Source organism: Amycolatopsis sp. QT-25 (assembly GCF_029369745.1).
GTDB lineage: Bacteria > Actinomycetota > Actinomycetes > Mycobacteriales > Pseudonocardiaceae > Amycolatopsis.
The window spans coordinates 152915-179208 of the sequence record NZ_CP120210.1; the positions used below are offsets into that span (position 1 = coordinate 152915).

The window sequence follows — 26294 nt, forward strand, 5'->3', positions numbered from 1 at the left end:
ATGGCTCCCTTCAGCCCCTGCCGGGTGATCGGTCACGAGCTACCGTCGAGTCATGCCCAGGAGCATCGCGACCAACGAGACCGTCGACCGCGCCGCGCTCGTCGATTTCCTGTCCACCCGGCACCGCGCCATCCTGATGACCACCAAGGCCGACGGCGGTCCGCAGCTTTCCCCGGTGACCTGCGGTGTCGACGCCGAAGGCCGTCTGGTCATCTCCACGTACCCGAAGCGCGCGAAGGTCGTCAACATCCGGCGAGAGCCGAAGGTGTCCGCCTGCGTCCTCTCCGACGAGTGGAACGACCGGTGGGTCCAGCTGAACGGCACCGCCGAAGTGCTCGACCTGCCCGACTCGGTCGAGCCGCTCGTCGACTACTACCGCGCGATCTCCGGCGAGCATCCCGACTGGGACGAATACCGTGAAGCGATGGTCGAGCAGGGCAAGAGCATCATCCGCGTCACCGTCGAATCGTGGGGGCCGATCGCCAAGGGCGGTTTCCCGGCGGAACTCGCCTAACCCCGCGGAAAGTACGGGCAGCCGACGAGGCGGCGGATCTCGCCGCTCAGCTGCTGCGGCCCTTCGACCGGCCGCGAGAACGCGAGCCGGACGTCGTGGTCGCCGGAGTCGGCCTCGACCCGCAGCCGCAGCCCGTAGCGGTCCAGCCCGAGCGGCCGGATCCACCCGCCGCGCAGTTCGGCGGGCACGTGTTTGGCGAGCTGCCGGACGACGTCGGCGTGGTCGGTCTCCAGATGGCGCAGCCACGCGGTCTCGTAGTCGTGGAACGGATCCGGCGGCGCGGCGCTGAACATGTGCGGCCGGAGCGAATGCGTGCCCTCGGCGTCGGCGAGCACCAGCGACGCCGGGGTCAACCGCAGCAGCGTCAGACCGTGCCCGACGTCCAGCAGCCGCTCGTCCGGCCGGGTCTCGGCGATGGAGACCGCGCGGGCCCGCGCCGAGACCTCCGAGAGCGGACGGAGCCAGCCCGTGATCCACAGCAGGCCGCGGATGGGTTCCCGCAGGTCGACCGGCGCCTGATCGGTCAGTTCGACCATCACCGCAAGTTCGCCGCGCTGGGCTTCGTGCGCGCGTTTCACCAGGGGGTGCTCGTCCGGCAACAGGATGCTGACGCTGCCGCTGGAGTGCACGTGGTGCAGCTCGGGGATCACGCGGCCGCAGGGTCCTGGCTGGTCACGCTGTTCGGCGGTCGACATCAGCGTCGCCGGGCCGTTGCGGGTGGCGATCGTCTTCGCGCGTTCCGCGGGATTCGGCGCCGGAGGGCGGCGAATGGACGTCGGTGTGGTCACGGCTCACCTCCTAGTTAGGCGAGCCTAACCTGATCTGGCTGCGGAGTGGAAGTAGCCTGGCTCACGTCTCACCCACGCCGATACGTTGACCAGGTGGAAGACCACAGAATCCGGGTGCTCGAACCACCCGAGGGGATTCCGGCGAAGAACATGCCGGTCTTGACCCCCCTTCTCGACCGCAACACCGTGACCATCGGGACGACCGCCGTCGCGACCGGACTGCTCGTGGTGCTGGGTGTCGTGATCGCGGTCTCCGGGGGTTACGGGATCGCCGTGCCCTCGGCCCTCCTTGCTTTCATGACACCGGTTTCGCTCATCTTCGGCTACTCAGCCGTTGCCGGATCGTCGTCGATGCGGAAGCTCACCGGCAGGCCGTTCCGCCTGGTGAACGGGCTGGACGGCGCCCTCGTCGCCGGTTCGCGCGTCAACGTTCCCCTGGACGGGCGGTGGCTCGTCGTGTGGTTCCCCGCTCCGCTGCGCACGCAACTGGCGGCCCAGCGACGGCTCTGGGTGCTCGGGCGGTTCGTCGTGCTGCCCGGGGTCGTCGTCCCGCGTCGCGGCGTGTTCCGCGACAGACCGGTGAAGGGCTCGGTCCCGTTCATCGCGGAGCCGGTGTCGCCGGGCCGGATGCTCGCGACGCAGCGGCGGCTGCTTTCGGCGTACTACTTCCTCGGCGTGGTGATTCTGCTCGCCGCGAGCGCGTTCGGATTCTGGACGTCGGCGGACTTTCCGCAGCGGGACAGCATCGTGGTCGGGGCCACACGAATGCTCGGCTACGGCTGCGCGGCAGGCGCCGCCGGGTATGCGATCGTCGCCCTGGTGCTGCTCAGGAAGCTGCCCGAGCCGCGGTGGACCGAACTCGCCGTCGTGTCCGGGCCGGCGTCGGTCAACTTCTTCGGCATGGTCACGGTGAAGGGCCGGACGGTCCTGCCCGACGGCCGCGAGGTCACCGTCCAGGCGGGTGGATCGGATCCGTCGCTGGCCGCGAACATCGCCGCGACCGGACGGCTGTGGGTGATCGGCGTGCCGTCGGCGGGGAAGACGGCGAAGGCCGGCGTGCCGGGACACGCGGTCTTCGGGCCGGTCAGGTTCGGCCGGTAACGGACCCCGTTCCCGCGCGATCTACCGACGGGAACCTGGGGGAAGAATGCACGATTCAGGAGTTTCACGCGTCCGCGTGCTCGAACCACTTCGCGATCAGCCGGCGGTCGCGATGCCGGTTCTCGGGTCCGTGCTGGGAGCCATGCGCGGGGCCCGTGCCCTGTGGATCGTCGTGCCCTTGGCCGCGCCGGGGGTGCCCGCCGCCTATCTGAGCGGACGTCTCGGTGTCGCCCCGATGGTGGTGTTCCTGGTGCTCACGACGCCGGTGGTGGGCTGGGGGCTGTGGCGCTCGATCCCCTGGAAGGCCTTCTCCGAACTGGCGCGCAAGGCACCGTTCCGCGAAGTGTCCTTGCCGCCGGAAGGTCTCTTCGCCGATGGGTCGAAGGTCTACTTCCGGCTTCCCGACGCGGATTTCGCCTGGGCCGAGGCCCGGCTGCCGAAAGCCGCCCGGCTCCAGCTCCAGGCACAGCGGCGGGGGTGGCTCCTCGGACCCGACGAGAAGGGACGCCGGTTCCTGCAGTTGCCAGGAGTCCTCTGGCCGCGTCGGATGAAGGTGGTGCCGGACCTGCCCGGCGGCGCGGTGCGGCAGGACGAGGTCGAGCAGCGCGTCGTCCCGCCCGAACAGGACGTGGTCCTGATCGCGCACCGGCAACGGATCGTCCGTGGGATCCGTGTCGTGTTCGCGGCCGCGGTGCTCGTCTTCGTGCTTCTCGCGACGGTCCAGGTTTTCGCGGTCGTCGAAGACGTGTCCAGAATCGGCTCGGGGGTGGCCATCCTGACGATCTATTCGGTGGTGTTCCTGGTCTGGGGGACCGAGGCGGTCAGGGGAATGCTGAAACCGCAGCCGCGCGGGAAATGGACCGAGCTGGTCGCCGTTCCCCACCGGCCACCCCAGATCGGCGCCTCGGGCCTGGCGACCCTGGCCTGCCGGGTCCAGTGGCCCAACGGCTGGTGGAGTGACGTCTTCCTGTCCAAAGTGGACCCAGCGCTGGCCGCGAACATCTTCGCCACACGACAGATCTGGATCCTCGGCGAACCGTTCCGCGGTGCCACCACGTTCGCCGGCGTCCCCGGCCACGCCGTCCTGGGTCGCGTCCGGTTCACCTGAGCGAGCGCCGCGTCGCCGGTGGCGGCCGAGAGTTCGGCCGCCCTGGCGACCAGGCCGTCGCTGCCCGGAATCCACGACCATGAAGACCTCCAGCGGTGGGGACACCGATGATCCGGAGGTTTCCCTTGTCCGGCTTGGTGTTGCCGAACCGTTGCCGCCGTGGCGGTACCTGCCCCGCCACGTTTCGGCGCAATTGGTCACCTACTTGCGTGATGACCTGCCGGCGCGCGTCTTCGAATGCCGCAAGTAGGTGACCAATTGCGTGGACGTCACGCGCCGGGGCCGCGTCCGGACCAGGTCCACGCGTAGCCGGGGTCCTCCGACGCGTCGGCCGCTTCGCCGAGGTCCAGCGGCGCGAAGGTGTCCACCATGACCGCGGTCTCGTCGAAGAACTGGGCGCCGATCGACGCTTCCGCCGCACCGGGCTGCGGCCCGTGCGTGAAGCCGGACGGGTGCAGCGAAAGCGAGCCGATCTCGATCCCGGAACCCTTGCGCGCTTCGTAGTTCCCGCGGACGTAGAACATCAGCTCGTCGGAGTCGACGTTCGCGTGGTTGTACGGCACCGGGATCGACTCGGGGTGGTAGTCGACCTTGCGCGGGCAGAACGAGCAGACCACGAAGTTCGGGCCCTCGAACGTCTGATGCACGGGCGGTGGCTGGTGCACGCGGCCGGTGATCGGCTCGAAGTCGTCGATGTTGAACACCCACGGGTACAGGCAGCCGTCCCAGCCGACGACGTCGAACGGGTGGGTCGCGTAGGTGTAGCGGGTCAGCCCGGCGCGGTGCCGCACGAGGACCTCGACGTCGGTGCCGTCGACGACCAGCGGCTCGGCCGGGCCGCGGATGTCGCGTTCGCAGTACGGCGAGTGCTCCAGGAACTGGCCCTTCGCCGACAGGTACCGCTTCGGCGGGCCGATGTGGCCGCGCGCCTCGATGGTGAGCAGCTTGACCCCGCCGTCATCGTGCGGGAGCACCCGATAGGTGCACGACGTCGGGATGACGAGGTAGTCGCCGTCTCCGACCTCCAGCGAGCCGTAGATCGTCTCCACGGTCGCGCTGCCGCCCTGGACGTAGAAGAGCTCGTCGCCGGCAGCGTTGCGGTACAGCGGCGAAGGGCGCGTCGCGTGCACGAAGCCGATGGTGACGTCGGCGTTGCCGAACAGCCGTCGCCGGTCGGTGACCGCGTCGGCGTCGCCGAACTTGAGGTCGTGGGTCTTGAAGGCACGGGGCTTGAGCGGGTGGTTCGGGGTGATCGGGCCGCGTTCGTCCTCGATCGCGACGGCGTCGACGATCGCGGTGGGCAGCCCGCGGTGGTAGAGCAGCGCCGAGTCCGCCGAGAAGCCCTCGACCCCCATCAGTTCCTCGGCGTACAGGCCCCCGTCGGGCTTGCGAAACGTGGTGTGGCGCTTGTGCGGGATCTCGCCTACCTGCCGGTAGTAAGGCATCGGAATCTCCCCGGAACGTGTCCGTTGTGCGAACGATTTTGTCCTGATGTCGTACGCTACTAGCGTGTCAGTCGTGTCAAGCGCTGTGGAACTCACGCCACCCGGCCCCCGAGGAATTCCTCCCCTGTTCGCGCGGCTCGTCGACGACTCGGCGTTGTTCCCGCCCGGCGAGGCGTCCATGCCCGAAGCGCTGCGTGCGTACTTCGCGTCGAGGGCCGGTGAGCACTCCGGCGTCCTCGGTGTGTTCCTGTGCCAGGCGTCGAGGCTGCCCGAGCTCATCACCGAACTCATCAAGATCAAACCCAAGGAACCGCTGCCGCTGTCGCTGATCATCGACACCGGTCTCGGCGGGGTCCCGAAGGCGATTTCCATCGTCGAATCGCGTAGCGAGATCCTCGCACTGCGCATGGTGGAGATGCCGGCGCCGTCGGACGTCGACGAGGTCTGGCTGGAGCGTGTCTCCGAGTTCGTGCCCGAGGACGTCATCCGCGTGGTCGAACCGCGTCGCGGCGTCGGCTGGCTGGACGGGGTGCGGAAGGTGATCGAGCACGGCAGCTGGCCGAAGATCCGCTGCGGCGGCAAGGCGGGCGAGAACTTCCCCAGCGTCGACGAGGTCGCCGACTTCCTCGCGGTGGTCAGCGGCTCGAGCGGGGCGTCGTTCAAGGCGACGAACAGCCTGCACCGCGCCGTCCGGCACACCGAGGAGTCGAGCGGCTTCACCCACCACGGGTTCCTGAACCTGATCGTCGCCTCCGCGCGGTGCCTCTCGGGCGGCGACGTGCGGGCCGCCCTCGAATCGACCGACGGCGCCGCGTTGGCCGCCGAGGCCAAGGGCATGTCGGAGCCCGCCGCGAAGGCCGTTCGCGGGCTCTTCGCCTCGTACGCGGCGGCGTCGTTCGACGAGCCCGTCGCCGACCTCGGAGAACTCGGACTGCTGTGAATATCGCCGTGTGGTCCATCGCGCGGCCGCGATCGCGCTGCCAAGGCGCTCGTGGCCGTCGAGGGTCGTCGGTTCTTGAAGGGCGCCCCGTCATCGCGACAGCGGGGCCTTCGGCCGAAAGGCGCGACTTCGAGGGATCAAGGGACCTTTGGTCGCGTGAGCATCTGTTGAGGCTGCTGTGACCCGCGAAGGGTCGCTGACCCTGGACAGAGGGCTCGCGCTGTTGCAGGCGGTGGCGGACGCGGGCGGCGAGGCGGCGACGATCTCCGAACTCGCCGTCGCCATCGGCGCGAGCCGGGCCGCCGTCTACCGGCTGCTCGTCCCGCTGTCCGAACGCGGTCTGGTGTGGCGCGACGGCAACAAGGTGCGGCTGGGTGTCGGCCTGCTCCGGCTCGCCGGGCAGGTCCTCCCACAACTGCGCGAAGCGGCCAGGCCGGTCCTGCGCGACCTGGCGGAGAAGGTCGGCGCGACGGCGCACTTGTCGGTCGCGCAAGGGGATCAGGCACAGGCCGTCGCGGTCGTCGAACCGTCGTGGACGAGCTTCCACGTCGCCTACCGCGTCGGCACCCGGCATCCGCTGGCCGCCGGCGCCGCGGGCAAGGCGATCACGTTGCGCCCCGGCGGCGGCGAAGGCTGGGTCACCTCGTCCGGTGAACTGGAGGCGGGTGCTTCCGGGGTCGCCGCGCCCGTGCGGGGGGTGCCGGGCCTCAAGGCCAGCCTCGGCGTCGTGTCGCTGGAGCCGCTGGAGGCCTCCGTGGTGGGCCCGGCGGTCGTCTCGGCCGCCGTCCGGCTGGCCGAGGTACTGAAACAGCCCGAGTAGCGCGTCAGCGGTGGCTGAGCAGCGGGCGCACCATGGTCGCCAGCAGGGTGAGGTCGACCGCGAACAGCAGCCGCTCGAACAGGCCGAGCGTCACTTCCTGCTGCGACGGCCCGGTGAGCATCGTCCAGACGAAGCCGCCGAGCACGATCACCACCGCCGCGAAGCTGGCCACCGAAAGCCGCCGGATCGTCGTGCGGCGCGGCTCCCACGGGCAGCGCGCCCGGCCGGGGCGGGTGAGCAGCCACGCGGCGGCGGGAAGCGCGAGGAAGGCCGCCAGGGCGGCGTAGTTGTGGACCTGCCCGGCCAGCGAACGGGCCTGTCCCTCCGGGTCGACGGGAACGAGCGCGAGGACCAGCAGCCCGGCGCACCACACGCCGAGCAGGACGAGAACGGACTCGTAGCCGCCGCGGTGCGCCTTCGCGATGCCGCCGAGCAGGGCGAGCGAACCGAACCCCAGCGCCAGGCACATCGCGCCGAACAACGGGGCCGCCGTCGAACCGGGCGAGAGGTAGCCGTAGACGTACTCCGACAGTGTCTGCCAGATCGGGCTGACCTGACCGGACAACCGCAGATGCAGGTCGATCGAGATGGCGACGGCGACGGCCATGCCGAAGACCGCGAGCCTGCCGTGCACGGGGGAGACGGCACGGGTCGCGAAGGTTTTCGGCGAGGTCACGACCGGTTTCTCCAGGCACGTCGGGGCGGGTGTTCACCTGTTCGTTCCCGGAAGGTTACCCGCCGAACCTGTGAAAACCCCGTGCGCCTCAGAACACCAGCTGGGTGAGCGCGAACAGCGAGAACCCGGCGAAGACGAAACCGGCCACACGCTGGATGAGCTTGGGACGGATCCGGCTGCGGACCTTCGCGCCGATGAAGACGGCGAGCCCGGCGACGGCGACCAACGCCACGAAGGAGCCGAGCGCGACAGCGAACGGATTGCCGAAGCGGGCCGTGAGACTGGCCGTCGCGAGCTGGGAGGCGTCACCCCATTCGGCGGCGAACAGCACGCCGAACGACGTCAGCGCGGAGCGGAAGAAGGTCGCGGGGCTCGGCCCGGAACGCGACGCGTCCTCTCCGCCGTCTTTGCCCGGCTTGAACCCTTCACGGAGGAGCATGAACGCGCCGATACCGAACATCGCGGCGACGATCGCGGTCACCAGTGTCTCCGGCAGCAAAGTGAGCACACTGCCGAAGGTGGCGGCGATCGCGCATTGCACGGCGAATGCGGCGGTGACCCCGGCGAATACCGGCCAGGCACGGAAACGAGTGGTGAGAACCAGGGTGGCGACGAGGGTCTTGTCCGGCAGTTCCACGGCCAGCACCAGGCCGAACGCGCTGATCAGCGCCAGCATCGAGCTAGACATGATGGTTCCTCACCCCTTCCGCCGTAACGATAAAGGGAGAATTCGGAGAAAGACAAGCTGATGGCTTTTCCGAATCGCACGGCATGTGCGGGCGAATTGTCTTTCGTGGCGGGGCGGAAATGGGGTTTCGGCAAACCGAATTCTTTTTTCAGGCTTGGCTGGTAGCGTCCGGATCATGGATGAGGGAGCACGGATCGAAGGCGTGTGCAGGCGGCTGAAGGAGCATTATGTGTTCCCCGACGTCGCCGAGAAGCTGGCGGTGCTGTTGCGGTCGAAGTTGGTCAAGGGCGCGTACGCGGGGCTCGACGACCAGGCGTTCGCCGTCGCGGTCACCCAGGACCTGCAGTCGGTCAACGGGGACAAACATCTGCGGCTACGGCATCACGTCGATCCGTTGCCCGAAGTGAACGGGGAGTCGTCCGATCCCGAGCAGTTCCGGCGCGAAGCGGAACTGGACGGGCACGGCATCGCGTCGGCGCGACGACTGGCCGGGAACGTCGGGTATCTGGAGACCAAGCTGTTCTACGGGCCGGACATCGCCGGTGAGGCGCTGGCCGCCGCGATGACCTTGCTCGCGACCACCGACGCGCTGATCATCGACGTCCGGGAGAACCGGGGCGGGGCTCCGACGGCGGTCGCGCTGCTGATCAGTTACCTGGTCGACGAGCCGACCCACTTCAACAGCATCTATCTGCGCGACGGTGACGTGACCAACCAGTTCTGGACGCTGCCGTACGTACCGGGGCGGAAGTTCGGCGTGGACAAGCCGGTGTGGGTGCTGACCGGACCGACGACGTTCTCCGGTGCCGAGGACCTGAGTTATTCGTTGCAGCAACTGGGGCGGGCGAAGACGGTCGGCGCGGTCACCGGCGGTGGGGCCAACCCGCGACGACAGTACAAAGTGGACACCCGGCTGGATGTCACCGTCCCGGGTGGACGGGCCGTGAACCCGGTCACGGGGACCAACTGGGAAGGCGTCGGCGTCCAGCCTGACATCGCCGTCGATGTCGAGGCCGCTTTCGACACGGCGTATGCGCTGGCGCTGGCCCATGTGCTGACGCTGGGGGAGACGGGTGTGCGGCGGCAGGTCGCCGATGAGGCGCGACTCACGCTCGCGGGCCTCGGCTGACCTGGGCGAGGGACCTACGTCCCGGCGAGATCGGGACCACTTGAACTGGTGGGCCCACCCCCGGGGGAGCAGGCTCGAGGTGTGGAGGTTCTCGATCTCGCTCGGTGGCAGTTCGGCATAACCACCGTCTATCACTTCCTGATGGTCCCGCTGACCATCGGGCTTTCGGTCCTGGTCGCCGGGATGCAGACGGCGTGGGTCCGGACCGGTGACCGGCGCTACCTGAAGATGACCAAGTTCTGGGGGAAACTCCTGCTGGTCAACTTCGCGATGGGCGTGGTCACCGGCATCGTGCAGGAGTTCCAGTTCGGGATGAACTGGAGTGCGTACTCGCGGTTCGTCGGCGACGTCTTCGGCGCGCCGCTGGCGATGGAAGGGCTCGTCGCGTTCTTCGTCGAGTCGACCTTCCTCGGGCTGTGGATCTTCGGCTGGGACAAGCTGCCGAAGAAGGTCCACCTGGCGTGCGCGTGGGCGTATTCGCTGGCGACCGTGGCGTCCGCCTACTTCATCCTGGCGGCGAACTCGTGGATGCAGCATCCGGTCGGGGTCGAATTCGTCGACGGGAAGCCGACGATGAACTCGATCTGGGCGGTGCTGACGAACAACACCGCGCTGGCCGCGATCCCGCACACGCTGGCGGGGGCCTTCTCGGTGGCGGCCGCGTTCCTGGTCGGTGTGGCGGGCTGGCAGCTGTGGCGCACACGTTCGGAGGACGACGAGCACCGCTCGGTGTGGCGTTCGTCGTTGCGTCTCGGCGGCTGGACCGGCGTGGTGGCGTTCGCGGTGCTCGCGATCACCGGCGACGTGCAGGGCAAGCTGATGTTCGAGCAGCAGCCGATGAAGATGGCGTCGGCGGAAGCGTTGTGCCATACGGAGAAACCGGCGAGTTTCTCGATCATCGCGATCGGTGACGTGAGCGGTGCCAACTGCGAGGACGTCAAGACGTTCAACGTGCCCGCCCTGCTCTCGTTCCTGGCGCACAACGACTTCTCGACCGAGGTCAAGGGTGTGGAGAACCTGGTCACCGAGTATCAGGCGAAGTACGGCACGAACTACCCGGACGACCCGCAGCTCGGTTCGCTCGCGGGCAAGCCGATCGACTACGTGCCCAACCTGCCGGTGACCTACTGGGGCTTCCGCGTGATGATCGGATTCGGCGCGATGTCGGCCGGGATCGGCTTGCTCGCGCTGTGGCTGACCCGGCGCGGGCGGATCCCCGGGCAGCGGTGGTTCCCGTGGCTAGTGCTCGGCGGCATCGCGACCCCGTTCATCGGCAACAGCGCCGGCTGGATCTTCACGGAGATGGGTCGTCAGCCGTTCGTGGTGGTGCCGAACCCGACCGGTGTCGACGGCGTGTGGATGTTCACCGCGCAAGCGGTCTCGAAGTTGTCCACAGGCGAGGTGTGGACGTCGCTGATCGCGCTGACGACCGTCTACGCGGTGCTCGGCCTCGTCGAAGTCTTCCTGATGCGCAAGTACGTCCGCGGCGGCGTCGACGCCGTCATGCCACCGCGAAAACCGGCCTCGACCAGCAAGAACGGCGACCCCGAAGGCGGTGACAACGATGACGACGCGTTGGCTTTCGCCTACTGATCTCCGCTTGAGCTCACCTACCCAGCCCCCCACCCTTCCCGGGGGACGGCCCCGCACCCAGCGTATCGGGGGTGTCGCTCGGGTGGGTTACCCACAGCCGATCTGTGGACAACTCGCCCGGTTGTGGATAACTCAGGGCGACCGGAGGGCGGTTGGTGTGCCGCGCGGGGCGGGGGGTGTCGCGGCGGGACAAGCGGTAGGACAAGCGGCGGGGCGGGCTGAAGGGGGCCTTCACCGCGTCGCACGCGGCGAAAGCGTCCTTCGACCCACGAAAGCCATGAAAGTCACGAAAGCCGGCAAAGGCAGGAGTGCCCGATGACCCTCGAAACGATCTGGTTCTGCGTCATCGCTCTGTTCTGGCTCGGCTACCTCTTCCTCGAAGGCTTCGACTTCGGCGTCGGCATGCTCATGCCGGTCCTCGCGAAGGACGACACCGAGCGCCGCGTCATGGTCAACACGATCGGCCCGGTCTGGGACGGCAACGAAGTGTGGCTGATCGTCGCCGCCGGCGCGATGTTCGCCGCGTTCCCCGGCTGGTACGCGTCGCTGTTCTCGGCCGCGTATCTCCCGCTCCTGCTGGTCCTGCTCGCGCTCATCGGCCGCGGCGTGGCCTTCGACTACCGCGGCAAGGTCGATTCCGATCGCTGGCGCCGCAACTGGGACCGCGTCATCGGGATCGGCTCGTGGATCCCGCCGTTCGGCGTCGGTCTGCTCCTCGCGACCACCGTCCTCGGCCTGCCGCTCGACGCCGACGGCGACCGGGTCGGCGGCGCGTTCGCCGCCGTCCGCCTGGAAACGCTGCTCGGCGCGGTCGCGGTCGTCGGGTTCTCGCTGGTCCACGGCGCCGCCTTCCTCGCGCTCAAGACCGAAGGCGGCCTCCGCCGCCGGGCGCGGAACCTGGCCACCCGCCTGCTCCCGGTCGCGCTGCTGCCGTTGCTCGCGTTCCTCGTTCTCGTGCAACTGCGCTCGGGTGATTTGGGGACGCTGCTCCTCATCGGTGTCGCCGTTCTCGCCGCGGTCCTCGCGTGGTTCAAGATCCACAGCGGCCGTGAAGGGCAGGCGTTCGCCGCGCTCGGCGGGGTCATCGCGGCTTCCGCCGCCGCGATCTTCCTGGCGCTGTACCCGAACGTCCTTCCGTCCACGGTGGACTCGGCGAACACGTTGACGATCGCGGGCGAGGCGTCGAGCCCGTACACGTTGACCGTGATGACCTGGGCCGCGGTGTTCGGCGCGCCCGCCGTCCTGATCTACCAGAGCTGGACGTACTGGGTGTTCCGCAAGCGCATCGGCACCCGGCACATCCCACCGGTGCACCTGCCATGACCGAACTTCCCGGCCGCGGCACCCTTTCCGCCAAGGAGTCCACAAGGGACCCAGCGCGACCGGGGAAGGGTCCGCTCGGCGCGCTGGCTCCGCTTTCGAGTGCGGCGCGCCGGGCGTTGATCCTCAGTGGAATCCTTTCCTTCGTCAACGCGATCTTGCTGGTGGGCCAGGCTTTCCTGCTGGCCGACGTGCTCTCCGCGGTCGTCCGCGGAACACCGGGGGACCGCACCGCCCAGCTGGCCGTACTGCTCGCGCTCGTCGCGGGCCGTGCGTCGGCCGGCTGGGCGGTGCGGATCGTTTCCGTTCGCGCGGCCGCCCGCGCGAAGGAGGAGTTGCGCGCGAAGGCGCTCGAGCACGCCTTGAAACTCGGCCCGGAGTGGATCGCGCGCCGCGGTCACGGCGAGCTGACGTCGTTGACCACCAAGGGGCTCGACGCGCTCGACGCCTACTTCACCCAGTACCTCCCGGCGCTGGTCACCGCCGCGATCGTGCCGCTCGCCGCCGGTGCCGCGATCCTGTTCGCCGACTGGCCGTCGGCCGTGCTCGTCGTGCTCACCGTGCCGTTGGTGCCACTGTTCGCGATCCTGATCGGCAAGCACACCGCCGAGCGGGTCGCCGAAGCCGCGGACGCCGAGCAACGGCTTTCGGGGCAGCTGCTGGAACTCGTCCGCGCGCTGCCGATCCTCAGCGCGTTCCGCCGCGCCGAAGCGCAGGCCGAGACGGTGCGGAAGATTTCCGAACGCCATCGCCGCACGACGCTCGAAACGTTGAAAGTCGCGTTCGCGTCCGCGTTCGCGCTGGAATTGATCGCGACGCTTTCGGTCGCGCTGGTCGCGGTCGTCATCGGTGTCCGGCTGGTCTCCGGCGAACTGCCGCTCGCCATCGGGCTCGGCGTGCTGATCCTCGTGCCGGAGTGTTACCAGCCGCTGCGCGCGGTCGGCGCCGCGTTCCACGCCAGCGAAGACGGCGTCGAGGCCGTGCGCCGGGTCGCGGACGTGCTCGCGGAGCCTTTGCCGCCCCACGGTTCCGAGACACCCGCCCAGCGCGAAATCGACGTCCGTGGACTGCGCGTCGCCAGGCGGGGAGGATTCGCGCCCGACGGGGAGACGTTCAGCGTCCGGCCCGGGGAGATCACCTGGTTGCGCGCGCCCAGCGGTGGCGGCAAATCGACGACGCTCGCCACGCTGCTCGGTTTCGTGCAGGCGCACGACGGCACGATCACCGTCGGCGGTACCGACCTCGCCGACGCCGATCCGGAGCGGTGGCGCGAAAGCGTCGCCTGGGTGCCGCAGTCGCCGGTGTTCGGCGGAGGCACGGTCCGCGAGGAGGTCGGCGCCGACGACCTGCTCAGCGAACTCGGCCTCTCAGGACTCGCGGAACGGCCGGTTTCGAAGCTGTCGCAGGGACAACAGCAGCGTGTCGCGGTGGCGCGTGCCCTGGTGCGGGTCCGGTCGGGCGCGTGGCTGCTCCTGCTCGACGAACCCACCGCCCATCTCGACGAGGTCAACGCCGGACTGGTCATGACCGCGGTCCGCAAGGCCGTCGACGACGGGGCCGCAGCGATCATCGCCGCCCACGAGCGCGGCGCTGCTGTCGACATGTCGATCATGACGACGGCCGAAGCCGGAATCGTCGAGGACCTCCGGCAAGTCCAGCCGCTGCCCTGGCGCGAGCTGCTGCACCCCCGGTTCTTCGGCGGCGCGCTGCTCGGTGCCGCCGCCTTGCTGGCCGGGGTCGCGCTGACCGCACTTTCGGGTTGGTTGATCGCCAAGGCTTCGCAACAGCCGCCGATCCTCACTCTGACGGTGCTGATCGTCGGCGTGCGGACGTTCGGCCTCGGCCGGGCGGGGCTGCGTTACCTCGAACGGCTGGTCACGCACGACGCCGCGTTCCGGATCGCCGGGAGCCTGCGCGTCCGGCTGTGGAAGTCGCTGGTGCGGCTCGGGCCGGCACGCGCGCTTCGGGCCGGGGAGGAACAGCGGCGGCTGGTCGGGGACACCGACACCGTGCGCGACCTGCTCCCGCGGGTGATCACGCCGTTGGTCGTGGTCGCGCTGGTGGCCATCGGTGCCGTCGCGGTCCAGACCGCCGTGCTGCCGGCAGCCGGCCTCGCGCTGGCCGTGGCCGTGCTGGTCAGCGCGGTCGCGCCGCTGCTCGCGCTGTGGACGGAACGTCGCGCGACCAGTGCGCTGGCCGCCGGACGGCGTTCGGTGTCGGCACAGGTGCTGAGCCTGTTCGAGGCCGCCGCCGAACTGATCGCCTACGGGGTCGACAAAGAGCGACGTCGTCGAATCGCCGCCACCGACGCCGCACTGACCGCCGAAGCGCGGCGGCAGGCTTTCGGTGCCGGCGCGGCCGATGCCCTGATCATCCTGGCGACGGGGGCCGCCACCGTCGTGAGCACCGGGTTCGTCGTGAGTGCCGTCGCCGCCGGTGCGCTCGACCCGGTTTTCGCGCCTGTGGTCGCCCTGGTGCCGCTCGCGCTGGCGGAGGTCTTCTCCCTTCTTCCGCCCGCGGCGCAGCACTGGGACACCCTGCGCCAGGCCCGTCTGCGCCTCGCCGCGTGCAATGAAAGCGTCCTTCATCGCAAAATTGGCAATGAAGGGACCTTTCATAGCACCGGCGGGGTGCGGATCCGGAACGCCGACCTCGGCTGGCCCGGCACCGAGCGCCCGGTCCTCACCGGAGTCGACCTCGACATCGCGCCCGGAACGCACGTCGCCGTCATCGGCCCGAGCGGTGCCGGGAAGTCGACGCTCGTCGCGGCCCTGCTCGGCTTCCTCGACCCGAGCAAGGGCGAGGTCGCCGCACCCGAGAACGTCGCCTGGGCACCGCAGGAACCGATGCTCGTCTCGACCACGGTCGCTGAGAACCTGCGCCTCGCGCGGCCGGCGGCTTCCGAGGCCGAGCTGCGGAAAGCGTTGTATCAGGCCGTTCTCGAGGACGTCGAGCTCACCACGATGCTCGACAGCGCGGGCGCCGGATTGTCCGGCGGGCAGGCACAACGGGTCGCGCTGGCGCGTGCCGTCCTCGGCGCCGCGCGAGCCGATCTCGTCCTGCTCGACGAGCCCACCGCCCATCTCGACGAACCGACCGCACGCACCGTGCGTGAACGGCTCGGCGAGGCGTTCGCCGGGAAGACCGTCGTCCACGTCACGCACAACGCCGCCGAAGCCGTCGACGCGGACGTGATCCTGGAAGTGCGGGAGGGCCGGGTCACAGCGCGGACACGGGCCGGAGCGGGCTAATGTCGAGAGCGCTCATGGATCCCACGCTTGCCGCGCGCGCACTGTCCGCCGCCACCGAGATCACCGGCACCGCCCTGTCCGGCGAAGACCCGGGCGACGTGCTGGAGACCGTGGTCGCCCGCGCCGTCGAACTGGCCGAGGCCGACCTCGGTCTCGTCATGGTGCGCGCGGACGACGGCCAGGTGGTCGCCGAGGCCGCGCACGGGGACACCACCCACGGCCTTCGAGGGCTGGCCTTTTCCGCCGATTCCGCCGCGGGCCAGGTCGCCAGGGGCGGGAAACCGGTGGTCAGCGAGGACTTCACCGTCGATCCCCGCACGGCGCCGTTCGTCCCGCCGGAGCTCCGGGGATTCGGGCCGTTCGCGGCGTCGGCGTTCGGCGCGGGCGGGCGCGTCCTCGGCGCGCTCACCGTGTACCGCCGTCACGGTGGGGAACCGTTCTCCGCCAGCACGGTCGAGGTCCTGACGGCCTTCGCGGCGCAGGCGGGCGTGGTGCTCGCGCTGGCCGAGGGTGCCAACGCGCGGCACCGCGTGACGCTGTACCAAGAGCGCGAACGCATCGCGCGCGAGCTGCACGACGTCATCGTGCAGCGCCTCTACGGCGCCGGGATGCAGCTCGACCGCGTCCGCAAGAACATGCGGAAGCGGTTCGCGCAGGCCGACGGCGCGCGGCTGTCCGAGGCGATCGACCAGCTCGATCAGACCATCGAAGAGATCCGCGGCACCGTGCGCGCTCTGCGCAGCCCGGAACCCGCGAACGAGACGGTCACCGCCACCGACCTCGCCGAATCCGCGCGGGGTGAGGTGCGCGTCGCGGGCGAGCTGCTCGGCTACCCGCCGACCCTCGAACTCTCGGGGGAACTGGCCGACATCCCCGCCGAGCAGGCGGACCACATCCGCGCCGCCCTGCGCGAAGCACTGTCCAATGTGGTCAGGCACTCCGGGGCGAGCGAAACCCGCGTGACACTGAGCCGTGACGCGGAAGGCGTCAAACTTCGCGTGCGGGACAACGGATCCGGCGTGCCGCAAGGGGTCGCCAAGCGCGGGCTCCGCCATCTCGCCGAACGCGCGACGACGTCGGGTGGGCGCTTTTCGATCAATTCTTCGCCGAGTCTGGGGACTTTGGTCGCTTTCGACGTTCCGCTCGACCAAATCGGGTGAAATCAACGGTCTTTGCCGCTCCTCGGAGTGCCCGACCCGCCGCGCCTACATTCGAGGCATGCGCACCGTTCACGTAGTCACCCATCCGGAGGCCACCCATCACGTCGATCGCCTCGTGGGCGGATGGTTCGACTCCGAGCTCACCCCCGCGGGCGAACGCGCGGCCGCCGCCGTCGCCGAATCGCTGCGGGCGAGGGTGCCGGAAGAGGTGGAGCTCTACTCCTCGGATCTGCGCCGCACCGCGCGGACGGCCGAGGTGATCGGCGAACGGCTCGGCGTGACCCCGGTCCTGGACCGGCGGCTGCGCGAGAAGTCGTACGGGGAAGCCGGTGGCAGGCCGCAGGAGTGGCTGGAGAGCCGGTTCGTCCCGCCGCCCGCCGTCGGCGATCGGCTGGGACACGACGAAGGCATCCCCGGCGCCGAGACGAAAGGCGCCATGGCAGCGAGGGTGTACGCGGCCGTGGAGTCGATTCTGGAGAGCCGCTGCGAGCATCAGATCGTCGTCACGCACGGTGGCGCGCTCACCTTCGTGATCGCCGCTTGGATCCGGATGCCGCTCGAGTCGGCCGGGTATGTCGATTTCCGTGGTTCACCCGGCAGCGTCACGGTGCTTCGCGAAGACGACTACTTCCACAACCGGCAGGTCGTGACGCTCGCCGGTGGTTGGTAGCCTCGGCACCAGCCGTGACGAGGGGAACACGTCGTGTGGGAAGTCATTGCCGGTGAGGTCGCGAAGACCTTGGCGGCCGGCGCGGCCGGTGGCCTGAAGGATCTGGTCGTGAAACGGCTCGCCCGGCGCCGGGCGGCGCAAGACGTCGAGTCGCTGCTCGCGGACACCGACCGCGCCGAGACCGCGGTCCGGGAACTGCTCGAATCCGATCCCGCCTTCGCGGAGCGGCTTCAGGGGATTCTCGCGCAAGGCGCGGCCGGTGAGCGTGACGTGCCCGGAGCGCCCGCGCATTTCGTCGACAGGGACGTCGAACGGCGAAGTGCCGCGGCGTCGGGCGTCCACCTGATCACCGGACCTCGCGGGGCGGGCAAGAGCGCGCTGGTCTGCAAGCTCGCGGAAGATCTGCGTGACCGCTATCCGGACGGTCAGCTGTATGTCGATCTGGAAAAGTACCGCGACGGCGGCGTGGTCCGCCGGTCCGAGGTCGCGGCCCGGATCCTGCGCGGCCTCGGGGTCGAGGCGAATCTGGTGTCCACCGGCACGGCCGACCTGTGGGCGCAGTATCGCTCGGTGACCGCGCGGCGACGGTTCCTCCTGGCCCTCGACAACGCCGAGGTGGCTTCGGACCTGCGTGAGCTGGTGCCCCCTTCGCCGTCGAGCCTGGTGCTGGTGACCGCGATCCGCCCTGGCGACGATCTGCTGGCCGAGTACCCGAGGCCGCCGATCGAGATCGGCGGCCTCGAACGCGATTTCGCGCTCGAACTTCTCGGCAGGTTCTCCGCTCCGGCCGCGATCGAAGCCGAACGTGCCGCCGCCATCGAACTGGCGGGGCTGTGCGATCACATGCCGTTCGCCCTCGTGCTGGCGGGAATCCGGGTCGGCAAGCGGTTGCGGCGCGGGCCGGGCGCGGTCGCGTCGGTGCTGGCCGGGTTCCGGGAGACCGGGGCACTGGGCGGGGTCGACGTCATCGCGATGGCGTTCGAGCAGTCGTTCGCCGAACTGTCGCCCGACGCGGCCGAACTCTGCCGGCTGCTGGCGTCCCATCCCGGCCCCGACTTCACGACGGCCTCGGCGACGGCCGTGTTCGGGAAACCGGCGGGCGACGCGCTGGACGAACTCGCGGACGCGGGATTCCTCGCTCCCACGGGAACACCCCGGCAGCAACTGTTCCACTTGATCCGTGAGGGGGCGCTGCGCCGCGGCACGAAGGACGTCGCGGTCACCAGGGCCCTGGAGTTCTACCGCGACCAGGCCGTCGCCGCCGATCACCACACCAGTCCGGACCGCTTGCGCTGCTACGCGCCGATTTCGGTGCCCGCCCCGGATTTCGAGGGCAAGCATCCGCTCGACTGGGTCGACGACGCCCGGGAGACCTACGGAGCGCTGGCGTATCAGGCGTTCGAGCGGAAACGGGATGTCGAGCTCGGGCAGATCTGCGGCGCGCTCGAAGTGCTCATGCTCAACCGCGGGCATCACCGGCTCTTCGCCCACATCAACCACTGGGGCCTGCTCGCGGCGAAACGGCTCGGCGAGCCGGCTCTCACCACGAGAATCCTCAGCCAGCAGGGCCGTACTTTCTTCCTGCTGCACGACTTCGACCGCGCCCAGCCACTGCTGGAGGAAGCTCTCGAAACGGTCCGGACGCTGGACGACCCGGCACTGGAATCGTCCGTGCAGGAGTTCTGCGGCCGGTTCCACGAAGAGAAGGGCCTCCTGCCCGCCGCCGCGGAATTCCTTCGGCGAGCCGTGACGCTGGACCGGGCGATGGCCGACGCGGGACGCCGGTCGCTCGGTATCCACAGCCGCATGCTGGCGAACGTGCTGTTGAAAGCCGGGGCGTACGAGCAGGTCTGCCCGTTGCTCGACGAAGCCGCGCGGCAGTTCCCCCGGACGGATTCGCGGAACCTCGGCCGGGTGTCCATGGTGCGTGCCAAGTACCTGCGGGCGGTCGGCCGTCACGAAGACGCCGAACGCGAACTGCTCGAGGCATGGCGGCTGACGTCCGGTGCAACGCAGTACACGGCTGAGTTCGAGGAGGAGTTCGGCAGGCTCTGCGCCGCCCGTGGTGACCACGCACGGGCGCATACGCATTTCCAACGCGCTTGGCAGACGTACTTCGACGCGGGGCATCCACGCGAGGCGGAGTTCCGCGCGGTACTGGCTAACGCCGGGTGACGTCGACCGGCTGTCCGTCGATCTCGAAAGTTTCCGCGCGGTCGGTGAGCACGGCGAGCTTCGTGTAGAGATGGCTCGCCAGCAGGGTCGGATCGATTTCCGCGGCCAGCCGGAAATCGCCGTCGCCCCGGACGCGGGCGAGACAGCCGCCGGACGTCGGAGCGGCGGCCAGGCGGGTGAGCGGCCAGCGCGCGAGAAGCTCGTCGAAGCGGGCTGGGTGCTCCACGAACACGATGTCCGCGCCGTCCAGTTCGCGAAGGGTCGCTTGATCCGCGTGCGCGAGAACGTGCCGGTGGCTCAGACCTTCCGGTCGTGTCGACGCGGGGAAGCGGACGAGTTTCCCGGTTTCGTCGATCCCGGCGACGAGGGCGGCCACGGGACGGCTCACCGGCGCCGGATCCGGCACCGGCGGAAACTCGGGCGGAGGCTCGGGCCTCTTCAGCTCCAGGAGGTCGTAGAGCACGTCGCCCAGCCGAGGACCACTGGCGGCGTCCTCGACGGCCTGGTCGACGATCGGCCGGTAGCGGCCCGGCACGTGGCCCTCGATGGCCGCGTCGATCTGGCCGCGCAGCGCGGTATCCGTCAGTTCGGCCGCGGTCCGGGTCAGGAGGGCCAGTGGTGAGTCGTCCACCGTGGTGGTGGCGCCGGACGCGGTGAGGAGCACCGGTTTGTCGGCCGCGGCGGCGTACAGCGCGGCGGACCCCTGGTCGGAGAGCACGCAATCCGCGGCCAGCAGGGCCGCCTGCCAGCCGTGCTCCGGGGGAACGAGCGTGACCCCGCCGCTGAGCTCCGGATGCAGCCACGACTCCAGCTGCCACGGACTGTGTGCCGCCCACACGCCGGGATGCAGGGTGAGGACGATCTGGTAGTCGTCCAACGGCAATTCGCCGAGCAGGGCGCGAAGCAGCCGCGGATGCCGCGCGTACAGCGAATTCGTGCCCCAGGTCGACGCGATCGCGACGAGCTTCCGGCTCCCGGTGCCGAGTGCGGCCCGGTACGCCGCCACGCGGTGCGTGCTCGCCATCATCCGGTCGTGACAGGGGTCGCCGACGACGACCGCCCTGTCCAGCGCCTCGGGGCAAGCCGACTTCAGCTGCTCCCGTTGCACCGAATGCGAAAGCGCGATGGCCGCCGGGACCACCCGGTCGTGGAGCATGAGCCGATCCGGGTCCATCCCCGACGTGACCCGTCCTCCGGGGTAGTACTTCTGATAACCGATGCCGTGCGGCACCAGCAGGATCGGCCCGTTCAGTTCGTGCAGGGCGTCGTTCTCGCTCGCCGCGAGGATGAGGTCGAAGGTGTTCTTCGCGGCCTGTTCCCAAGGGATGACGGCGACTCGCAGGTCACGCAGCGCCTCGCGGACACCGGCCGAGAGAATCCCCGGCCGGGCCTCGTCGAAGGTGAAGGTCGTCTGGATACGGAGGTCGGGACGCGTCAGCGTCAGGATGTCCTGGAGCCGGTTCAGCGTCGTCAACGTCCGGACGACCACGAGGAGCTGTCGTTCCGGCGTGGTGGTCAACCAAGAGCGGAATTCCGGGTCGATCGGGACCTTCGCCCAAAACGTCGGGGGGGGGTGCCTTTTTCGCGCACTACCTGTCCCGGCGCGCGATCCACGCCGCGGCCTGCGTGCGGCGCTGCATGCCCAGCTTCGCGAGGACGGACGTCACATAGTTCTTCACCGTCTTCTCGGCGAGGAACAGGCGTTCCGCGATCTCGCGGTTCGACATGCCCTGCCCGATCAGGTCCAGCACCTCGCGCTCGCGTTCGGTGAGGGAACCGAGTTCGTCCTCGGGCGGATGCCGCAGTTTGTCGAGCACCCGCGCCGTCGACAGCGGGTCGAGCAGCGAACGGCCCGCCGCGACCTCGCGGACCGCGTTGACCACGTCCTGGCCGCGGACCTGTTTCAGCAGGTACCCGGCGGCACCCGCCATGATCGCGCCGACCATGGCCTCCTCGTCGTCGAACGCGGTCAGCATCAGGCACTGCGGCGGGTTCGGCTTCGAGCGCAGTTCCCGGCAGAGCGCGATGCCGTCGCCGTCACCGAGCCGTACGTCGACCACCGCGACGTCCGGCTCGACGTGCATCGCCACGGCGAGGGCCTCGTCGACCCCGCTCGCTTCGGCGACGACCTCGATGTCGGGCTCGTCGGTGAGGAGGTCACGCAGACCGCGCCGCACCACCTCGTGGTCGTCGATGAGCAGCACCTGGATCGGCATACCCCCACGTTACTTCGCGGCGGCCCGGTAAACCGCCCTGGCCACCTGCGAGTACAACCCCTTCGGGTGATCGCGGAACAGCGGTTCGGTGCCGAACAGCACCGCCCGTCCGCCGAGCCCCGAAGTCCCGGACACGACGGCGGCCTGTCCCGCCGCCTGCAGCGGCCCGCCCGTCCCGTCGTCGCGTGTCCGCCAATGCCCCGCGACCAGCGGATTCCCGTCCGCGTAGCGCTGCTCGACACGGACCGAGGGGCCGAGGTCGGTGAACCAGAACGGCCCGTAGACGAACGAGTCCGGCAGCGCGCGGCCACCACCGGGCCGGCCCCGTCGACGACCGAGACGACGCCGTTCCCGTCTTCCCGGCCCGCCACCGGACGCGCTTGCCGAAGTCCCACGCCGGTGTTGAACCGGGCGCCCGTCGCGCCGCGGGTGACCACGCCACCGCCGGCGAGGAAAGCGCGTAAAGCGTCCTTCGCGGCTGGTACGCCTCACAAGCTCCGAAAGACGGCTAATCGGGCGCGGGAAAGCGGATTTCGTTCCGGTCGATCTTGGCGTTGGCCGCCTCGATCAGGTCCACCCCGAGGCTGTTCGCCAACTGGAGGAGATACAGCGTGACGTCGGCGATCTCGTCGACGACGTGGTGTGCCAGTTCCGGGTCGGAGCGCCACCGCGCGGACTCCTCCGGGGTGAGCCACTGGAACAGCGAGGTCAGCTCACCGACCTCGCCGGAAAGGGCCATGACCAGGTTCTTCGGCGTGTGGAAAGGTTCCCAGGACCGTGCCGCGGCGAAGTCGCGGAGGCGTTGGTGGAGGTCGTCGAGTGTCACGTGCCGTGCCTACCAGATCGCCGCCGGGCGCGAACGGCCGTACGGCGGACGAGAGTCGACGTATTTGCAGGCGCCGGGCACCCCGTTCCGCCACCTACGCCGTGTACGTCGAGCGCATCGACACCTCGCTTTCCGCCCTGCGCGAGGTCGCGCGGACCGCCCCCAACGCCGAAGGGAGGCGCGATTACACCGCGGCTGTCGGTGCCTACCGGCCCAGGCTCGACGCGATCGCCGAAAGCTGACGGATAGTAGCCGCCGGACTTACCGCGATCTCGTCGGAAGCAAGGATTGGGGCGGATCCAGCGCGGTCGAAACCGCGTCGAGCACGGCCACGCCGCCGCCCGTCGGCCAGGACGTCTGGCGCGTCTCGGCCGGCGTCGTCGGCCGGGCCCTCGGCGACCTCGCCGCGCGGCGGATCGGGCTTTCGGCGCAGCTCGCGGTCGACGGCGGACGGCCGCGTGCTAGGTGGCACCTTCGCCGCCGCCTCGGCGATCTCGCTGCTCGCGGGGGGTGGTGATGGTGATCGTCAGGCAGCTCTCGGTCCCGTTCATCCGCTGCCCTTCGCGGCTCGAAACGCCGCTGCCGGCCTGGTCACCCCTGGTGAGTGATTACGCCGAAAAGAGCACGCTGTTGGCCCACACGAGTCGGCGAACCGGTCGGGCAGACTTGTCCGGGTGAGTTCCCCGACGGATCTGCGCCCCTACCTGCGTACCTTGGCCGCGGAAACGCTGGCGGAGCTGCTTCATGCCCAGGCCGAGCGTGACCCTGCGTTACGGCAGGCCCTGGAGAACCGCTTCGCCACCCAGGGGAGTGATCTCGCCGAGGCACACCGTCTCCTCGACACCGCGGTGATGGCGGGCAACGTCGAGTACGCCGCGAAGGTGGGCTCCGTCCTCGACACGCTGCAGCGGCTTCTCGACGCCGGCAGCCGGGCTGATCTCGCCCCGCTCGCCCGCCGGACCGTGGACGACATCAGCGAGATGCTGGAGCAGATCGACGACACTTCGGGCGAAATCGCGGACAGGCTGGACAGGGCCGTCGAGCTGTACGCCCGGGCTTGCGTCGCGCGTCCGCCGGATCCGGAAAGCCTGGCTGCCTGGATCCTCGAAGTCGAGTTCGACGGGCCCGGTTGGCCGGCCATCGAGCTGGCGGACTTCGCTTCCGCCTTGGGAGACAGGGGACTCGCGCGGATTCGGTCCACTGTGGACAGGGTACTGGCCGAGCATTCGTCCGGCGTGAAACGCGAGACGGCCGAACGGTTGCGCGAGGAGCTGGCGGAGGTGTCCGGCGACGTCGACGCGCTCGTCGCGATCCTCGCCGCCAAGCCGCCGCGAGTCGACGTCAGTCTCAAGATCGTGCGCGTGCTGCGCGCGGCGGGGCGGCACAGCGAGGCCATCGCGCACGCGGCGCGGGCGCTCACGCACGACAAGAAGGAGGAGACGCCTCCGCTGGAAGCGGAGCCGGTTCCTCTGTCGCGCAACAATTTCGACGAGAACCCCGGTGCCGCGACCTATCTTGCCCTGCGCGAGGAGTCACGGGAAACGGGGCGTTGGGTCTCGCAACGGAAGACCGCGCTGGCCCGGTTGCGCGAGCTCGCCGCCGAAAGCACGGAGGCCGCCGACGAACTCGTCCGCGCGCTTCTGGGTGAGGATCGCGCCGACGAGGCCTGGCGGGCGGCGGTGCGGTTCGGGGCTTCGTTGCCGGTCCGCGTAGAACTCGCGGATTCACGTTCGGTCGCCCATCCCGCCGAAACCATTCCCATTTATCGGGACCATGTCGAAGAATTGATCACCCGGAAAGATCCGCACTCCTATCGCGAGGCGGCCCGGCAACTGCGCAAACTGCGCACGGCGCACAAGAAGGCCGGTACGGCCGAGGAATTCGGCACCTACCTGAGCGACCTGGTGGAAACACACAAACGCAAGACTCGGCTGATCGCCGAGGTCAAGGCGGCGAGGATCGCGATCCCGAAACCGGTCAAGGCGTAACCGCGCCCGCCGCCCTTCGTTGTTCGGAGTGAACCGAGGAAACCCGGCGAAGCAGGTCGAGCCACCCTGGCGGGCCGTTACCGTCGCGGTGGTCCGGAACCGGTGCCCGCCCGCGTCCGGGACGCCGTGTTTCGCGCCCAGGACCACCGCGACGAGCTCGGCGGGACCCGCGTGAAAACATGTCGCCATGAGTCCGGTCAGCCGTGCCCGCAAGAAGACAGCCCAGCCCTCCACCCCGAGTGTGACGGGCCTCTTCAAGGACGTCCTCCGCGATTTCTCGACCCTGGGCGCCGAACCGGAGGTGCTCGACGTCGAACTGCTGACCTCCGAGGTGCTCGGCCAGTGGTGGGAGATCGAGGTCGAGGAGGGCGAACAGCCGCTCGGCATGGAGCTCATCGCCTTCGCCGAGCGGAAGATCACGCCCGCCGCGGCCGCGTTGCTCGCCGGGCTGCGAGTCTTCGCCGAGACCGAGGAAGAGCGCGAGGCGGCCGCCGCGGCGCTGAACACCGTGCTGTCGCGCGGGATCCCGGAGCCGGAATGGGCGGGCGACCTGGCCGCGGTGACCGTCGGGGACTGCTGGCGGACCGGTGACGTCTTCGGTGACGAGTCCTCCCTTCTCTGCGTCTTCTCGCGCGGCGGTGTGGAGCACGGGCTGCTCGCGCTGGTCGACTTCACCGAGGGCGGCCGGATCCGCGACGTCGTCGTGGTCGACAAGCCGCAGGAGGTCTTGGCCGAAATGCGGCAGCAGGCCGCCGACGACCCGGAGCTGGTCACGTTGGAGCGGGTGTTGCCCGAGCGTGCCCACCAGCTGCTCGCGGACGGGCTGGCCGCGACGGACGTCGTCGAAGAGCCGGACGTCAGCGAAGACTACGCGCGGTTCCACGCGCTCGCGCTGGCCTGGATCCGGGCGCTTCCCGCTCCCGAACCGTCGCCGGAGATCACCGAATGGCCCGAGCAGGTCCGCGAAGAGGTCGTGGCCGACTTCATCGGATCCGGGCTCGTGGACGACACCGAAGCGACGCGGTTCTACGCGCGTCTGCTCGTCGATCACGGCTGTGCGACCGAGCCGGGCAGCCCGCTGCGGGTGGGGCCCGAGAAGCTCGCCCGGTTCCTCGAGTCGCTGCTGGACGGCGAGGTGGAGATCGACGAGGCGTACGAGGACGCGCTGGAGCCCGCCGTGCTCGGGTGGGTCAACTGGGCCTCCGACCGCGCCGGGCTCCCCGAGGCCGCGCGGGTGGCGCTGCTCGAAGGCGCGACCGAGTTCCTGGAGGAGTTCGCCCAAGACGACGACTCCACCCTCGACGTCTACTTCGACGGCTCCGAGGGCATCGAAGACCCGGCGGAACTCGCGGAAGCCCTCGCCCGCCGGATGTTCGCCGTCCCGACCGTCTACGCGGAGATCGGCGACGAGGAACTGGAACTCGAGCCCGTGGACCCGGAGCAGCGTCGCCTGCTGGTGATCGGTGAGCACCCCGAGTACCACGAGGCGCTGGCCGAGGAGACCTTCGACGGCGAGCCGAGGATGCGCCTGGCGCTCAAGACCACGATCGTCGACCAGCTCTGGGCCGACGAGCCCGCCGAGGTCTGGCAGGCCGTGCGCCGGTTGAGCGAGACCGGGCGGGAACGCGACGAAATCTTCGACAGGCTCATCGACGCGCTGGCCGCCCAGCTGACCGAAACCGGTGAGCACGAGATGGACTACGACGTCGACGACTACCGGAAGGCGCTCGGCGAACTCGCCTGACCCGCCGTTTCCCCGGGCACGACCGCGCGTTGACCGTGGGAAGATCGAAAGAGGAATCAGCAAGCTCAGGCATCGAGGAGATCAGGACAGGGAGCGCGCGGACGCGCTGGCCGAGTGGCCGGCCGGGCTCGGTGCGCAGGTG

At 69.7% G+C, this 26294-nt stretch carries 23 protein-coding genes; 15 read left to right on the forward strand and 8 right to left on the reverse strand.

Annotated features, from left to right (window positions below; all coding sequences use genetic code 11):
• The first annotated feature begins 52 nt into the window (after positions 1-52).
• The gene (locus P3102_RS00730; RefSeq protein ID WP_276365674.1) at positions 53-514 is read left to right on the forward strand and encodes a PPOX class F420-dependent oxidoreductase; all 462 of its coding nucleotides are present in this window, start codon (positions 53-55) and stop codon (positions 512-514) included.
• Here P3102_RS00730 and P3102_RS00735 read toward each other — a convergent pair.
• On the reverse strand, positions 511-1302 hold the full coding sequence (locus P3102_RS00735) for a DUF2470 domain-containing protein (protein WP_276365675.1): 792 nt from the start codon (positions 1300-1302) through the stop codon (positions 511-513). The genes P3102_RS00730 and P3102_RS00735 overlap by 4 nt on opposite strands.
• Before the next feature lie 93 nt (positions 1303-1395).
• Here P3102_RS00735 and P3102_RS00740 point away from each other — a divergent pair, with 93 nt between their 5' ends.
• A complete protein-coding gene (locus P3102_RS00740) occupies positions 1396-2403 on the forward strand; it encodes a hypothetical protein (RefSeq protein WP_276365677.1) in 1008 nt (335 codons plus the stop codon).
• A gap of 76 nt (positions 2404-2479) precedes the next feature.
• A complete protein-coding gene (locus tag P3102_RS00745) occupies positions 2480-3511 on the forward strand; it encodes a hypothetical protein (protein ID WP_276365678.1) in 1032 nt (343 codons plus the stop codon).
• A gap of 269 nt (positions 3512-3780) precedes the next feature.
• On the opposite strand, the gene P3102_RS00750 is transcribed toward P3102_RS00745, so the two are convergent.
• A complete protein-coding gene (locus tag P3102_RS00750) occupies positions 3781-4956 on the reverse strand; it encodes a homogentisate 1,2-dioxygenase domain-containing protein (RefSeq protein ID WP_276365680.1) in 1176 nt (391 codons plus the stop codon).
• An 85-nt stretch (positions 4957-5041) separates the two neighbouring features.
• Here P3102_RS00750 and P3102_RS00755 point away from each other — a divergent pair, with 85 nt between their 5' ends.
• The gene (locus tag P3102_RS00755) at positions 5042-5896 is read left to right on the forward strand and encodes a hypothetical protein (RefSeq protein WP_276371568.1); all 855 of its coding nucleotides are present in this window, start codon (positions 5042-5044) and stop codon (positions 5894-5896) included.
• Between the two features lie 178 nt (positions 5897-6074).
• Positions 6075-6716 carry a helix-turn-helix domain-containing protein gene (locus tag P3102_RS00760; protein ID WP_276365681.1) on the forward strand — a complete coding sequence of 214 codons (642 nt, stop codon included), beginning with the start codon at positions 6075-6077 and terminating at the stop codon, positions 6714-6716.
• Between the two features lie 4 nt (positions 6717-6720).
• On the opposite strand, the gene P3102_RS00765 is transcribed toward P3102_RS00760, so the two are convergent.
• Positions 6721-7392 (reverse strand): DUF998 domain-containing protein, encoded by a 672-nt coding sequence (locus P3102_RS00765; protein ID WP_276365683.1) that lies wholly within the window; start codon positions 7390-7392, stop codon positions 6721-6723.
• 88 nt (positions 7393-7480) lie between these two features.
• A complete protein-coding gene (locus P3102_RS00770; protein WP_276371570.1) occupies positions 7481-8068 on the reverse strand; it encodes a TMEM165/GDT1 family protein in 588 nt (195 codons plus the stop codon).
• A 187-nt stretch (positions 8069-8255) separates the two neighbouring features.
• On the opposite strand from P3102_RS00770, the gene P3102_RS00775 reads away from it, so the two are divergent.
• From P3102_RS00775 to P3102_RS00805, 7 genes are all read left to right on the forward strand, one after another.
• Positions 8256-9209 carry a S41 family peptidase gene (locus tag P3102_RS00775; RefSeq protein ID WP_276365684.1) on the forward strand — a complete coding sequence of 318 codons (954 nt, stop codon included), beginning with the start codon at positions 8256-8258 and terminating at the stop codon, positions 9207-9209.
• 81 nt (positions 9210-9290) lie between these two features.
• A complete protein-coding gene (locus P3102_RS00780; RefSeq protein WP_276365686.1) occupies positions 9291-10802 on the forward strand; it encodes a cytochrome ubiquinol oxidase subunit I in 1512 nt (503 codons plus the stop codon).
• A gap of 315 nt (positions 10803-11117) precedes the next feature.
• Positions 11118-12125, forward strand: a complete 1008-nt coding sequence (gene cydB / locus P3102_RS00785) for a cytochrome d ubiquinol oxidase subunit II (protein WP_276365688.1) — start codon at positions 11118-11120, stop codon at positions 12123-12125.
• On the forward strand, positions 12122-15373 hold the full coding sequence (gene cydD / locus P3102_RS00790; RefSeq protein ID WP_276365690.1) for a thiol reductant ABC exporter subunit CydD: 3252 nt from the start codon (positions 12122-12124) through the stop codon (positions 15371-15373). Before cydB ends, cydD begins: the two co-directional genes overlap by 4 nt.
• Positions 15374-15387: 14 nt before the next feature.
• Positions 15388-16533: a GAF domain-containing protein gene (locus P3102_RS00795; RefSeq protein ID WP_276365691.1), complete on the forward strand. Its 1146-nt coding sequence runs from the start codon at positions 15388-15390 to the stop codon at positions 16531-16533.
• Positions 16534-16591: 58 nt separating this feature from the next.
• Positions 16592-17203: a histidine phosphatase family protein gene (locus P3102_RS00800; protein ID WP_276365693.1), complete on the forward strand. Its 612-nt coding sequence runs from the start codon at positions 16592-16594 to the stop codon at positions 17201-17203.
• A 33-nt stretch (positions 17204-17236) separates the two neighbouring features.
• The gene (locus P3102_RS00805) at positions 17237-19378 is read left to right on the forward strand and encodes an ATP-binding protein (RefSeq protein WP_276365694.1); all 2142 of its coding nucleotides are present in this window, start codon (positions 17237-17239) and stop codon (positions 19376-19378) included.
• Here P3102_RS00805 and P3102_RS00810 read toward each other — a convergent pair.
• The 4 genes from P3102_RS00810 to P3102_RS00825 all read right to left on the reverse strand — a co-directional run bounded on the left by P3102_RS00810 (position 19365) and on the right by P3102_RS00825 (position 22420).
• Entirely contained in the window at positions 19365-20897 is a 1533-nt protein-coding gene (locus tag P3102_RS00810; RefSeq protein ID WP_276365696.1) for a hypothetical protein, read from the reverse strand. The two genes, P3102_RS00805 and P3102_RS00810, sit on opposite strands and share 14 nt — an antisense overlap.
• Positions 20898-20967: 70 nt before the next feature.
• A complete protein-coding gene (locus P3102_RS00815; RefSeq protein ID WP_016330621.1) occupies positions 20968-21594 on the reverse strand; it encodes a response regulator transcription factor in 627 nt (208 codons plus the stop codon).
• A gap of 9 nt (positions 21595-21603) precedes the next feature.
• Positions 21604-22086 (reverse strand): hypothetical protein, encoded by a 483-nt coding sequence (locus P3102_RS00820; protein WP_276365701.1) that lies wholly within the window; start codon positions 22084-22086, stop codon positions 21604-21606.
• Positions 22087-22102: 16 nt separating this feature from the next.
• Complete coding sequence (locus tag P3102_RS00825) at positions 22103-22420, reverse strand: nucleotide pyrophosphohydrolase (RefSeq protein WP_276365703.1); 318 nt, start codon at positions 22418-22420, stop codon at positions 22103-22105.
• 5 nt (positions 22421-22425) lie between these two features.
• Between P3102_RS00825 and P3102_RS00830 the strand changes: the two genes are divergently transcribed.
• The 3 genes from P3102_RS00830 (at position 22426) to P3102_RS00840 (ending at position 26152) form a co-directional block, all read left to right on the forward strand.
• Positions 22426-22662, forward strand: a complete 237-nt coding sequence (locus P3102_RS00830; RefSeq protein WP_276365704.1) for a hypothetical protein — start codon at positions 22426-22428, stop codon at positions 22660-22662.
• Positions 22663-23094: 432 nt separating this feature from the next.
• Positions 23095-24408, forward strand: a complete 1314-nt coding sequence (locus tag P3102_RS00835) for a hypothetical protein (protein ID WP_276365706.1) — start codon at positions 23095-23097, stop codon at positions 24406-24408.
• Positions 24409-24595: 187 nt separating this feature from the next.
• Positions 24596-26152, forward strand: a complete 1557-nt coding sequence (locus P3102_RS00840; protein WP_276365707.1) for a DUF1841 family protein — start codon at positions 24596-24598, stop codon at positions 26150-26152.
• Positions 26153-26294 lie beyond the last annotated feature (142 nt).

Excerpts from the sequence above, each read along its gene's own strand:
- P3102_RS00770 (WP_276371570.1), bottom strand. The coding sequence starts at position 8,068 with ATGCTGGCGCTGATCAGCGCGTTCGGCCTGGTGCTGGCCGTGGAACTG.
- P3102_RS00750 (WP_276365680.1), bottom strand. The coding sequence starts at position 4,956 with ATGCCTTACTACCGGCAGGTAGGCGAGATCCCGCACAAGCGCCACACC.
- P3102_RS00800 (WP_276365693.1), top strand. The coding sequence starts at position 16,592 with ATGCGCACCGTTCACGTAGTCACCCATCCGGAGGCCACCCATCACGTC.
- cydB (WP_276365688.1), top strand. The coding sequence starts at position 11,118 with ATGACCCTCGAAACGATCTGGTTCTGCGTCATCGCTCTGTTCTGGCTC.
- P3102_RS00840 (WP_276365707.1), top strand. The coding sequence starts at position 24,596 with ATGAGTCCGGTCAGCCGTGCCCGCAAGAAGACAGCCCAGCCCTCCACC.
- cydD (WP_276365690.1), top strand. The coding sequence starts at position 12,122 with ATGACCGAACTTCCCGGCCGCGGCACCCTTTCCGCCAAGGAGTCCACA.
- P3102_RS00815 (WP_016330621.1), bottom strand. The coding sequence starts at position 21,594 with ATGCCGATCCAGGTGCTGCTCATCGACGACCACGAGGTGGTGCGGCGC.
- P3102_RS00730 (WP_276365674.1), top strand. The coding sequence starts at position 53 with ATGCCCAGGAGCATCGCGACCAACGAGACCGTCGACCGCGCCGCGCTC.
- P3102_RS00795 (WP_276365691.1), top strand. The coding sequence starts at position 15,388 with ATGGATCCCACGCTTGCCGCGCGCGCACTGTCCGCCGCCACCGAGATC.
- P3102_RS00775 (WP_276365684.1), top strand. The coding sequence starts at position 8,256 with ATGGATGAGGGAGCACGGATCGAAGGCGTGTGCAGGCGGCTGAAGGAG.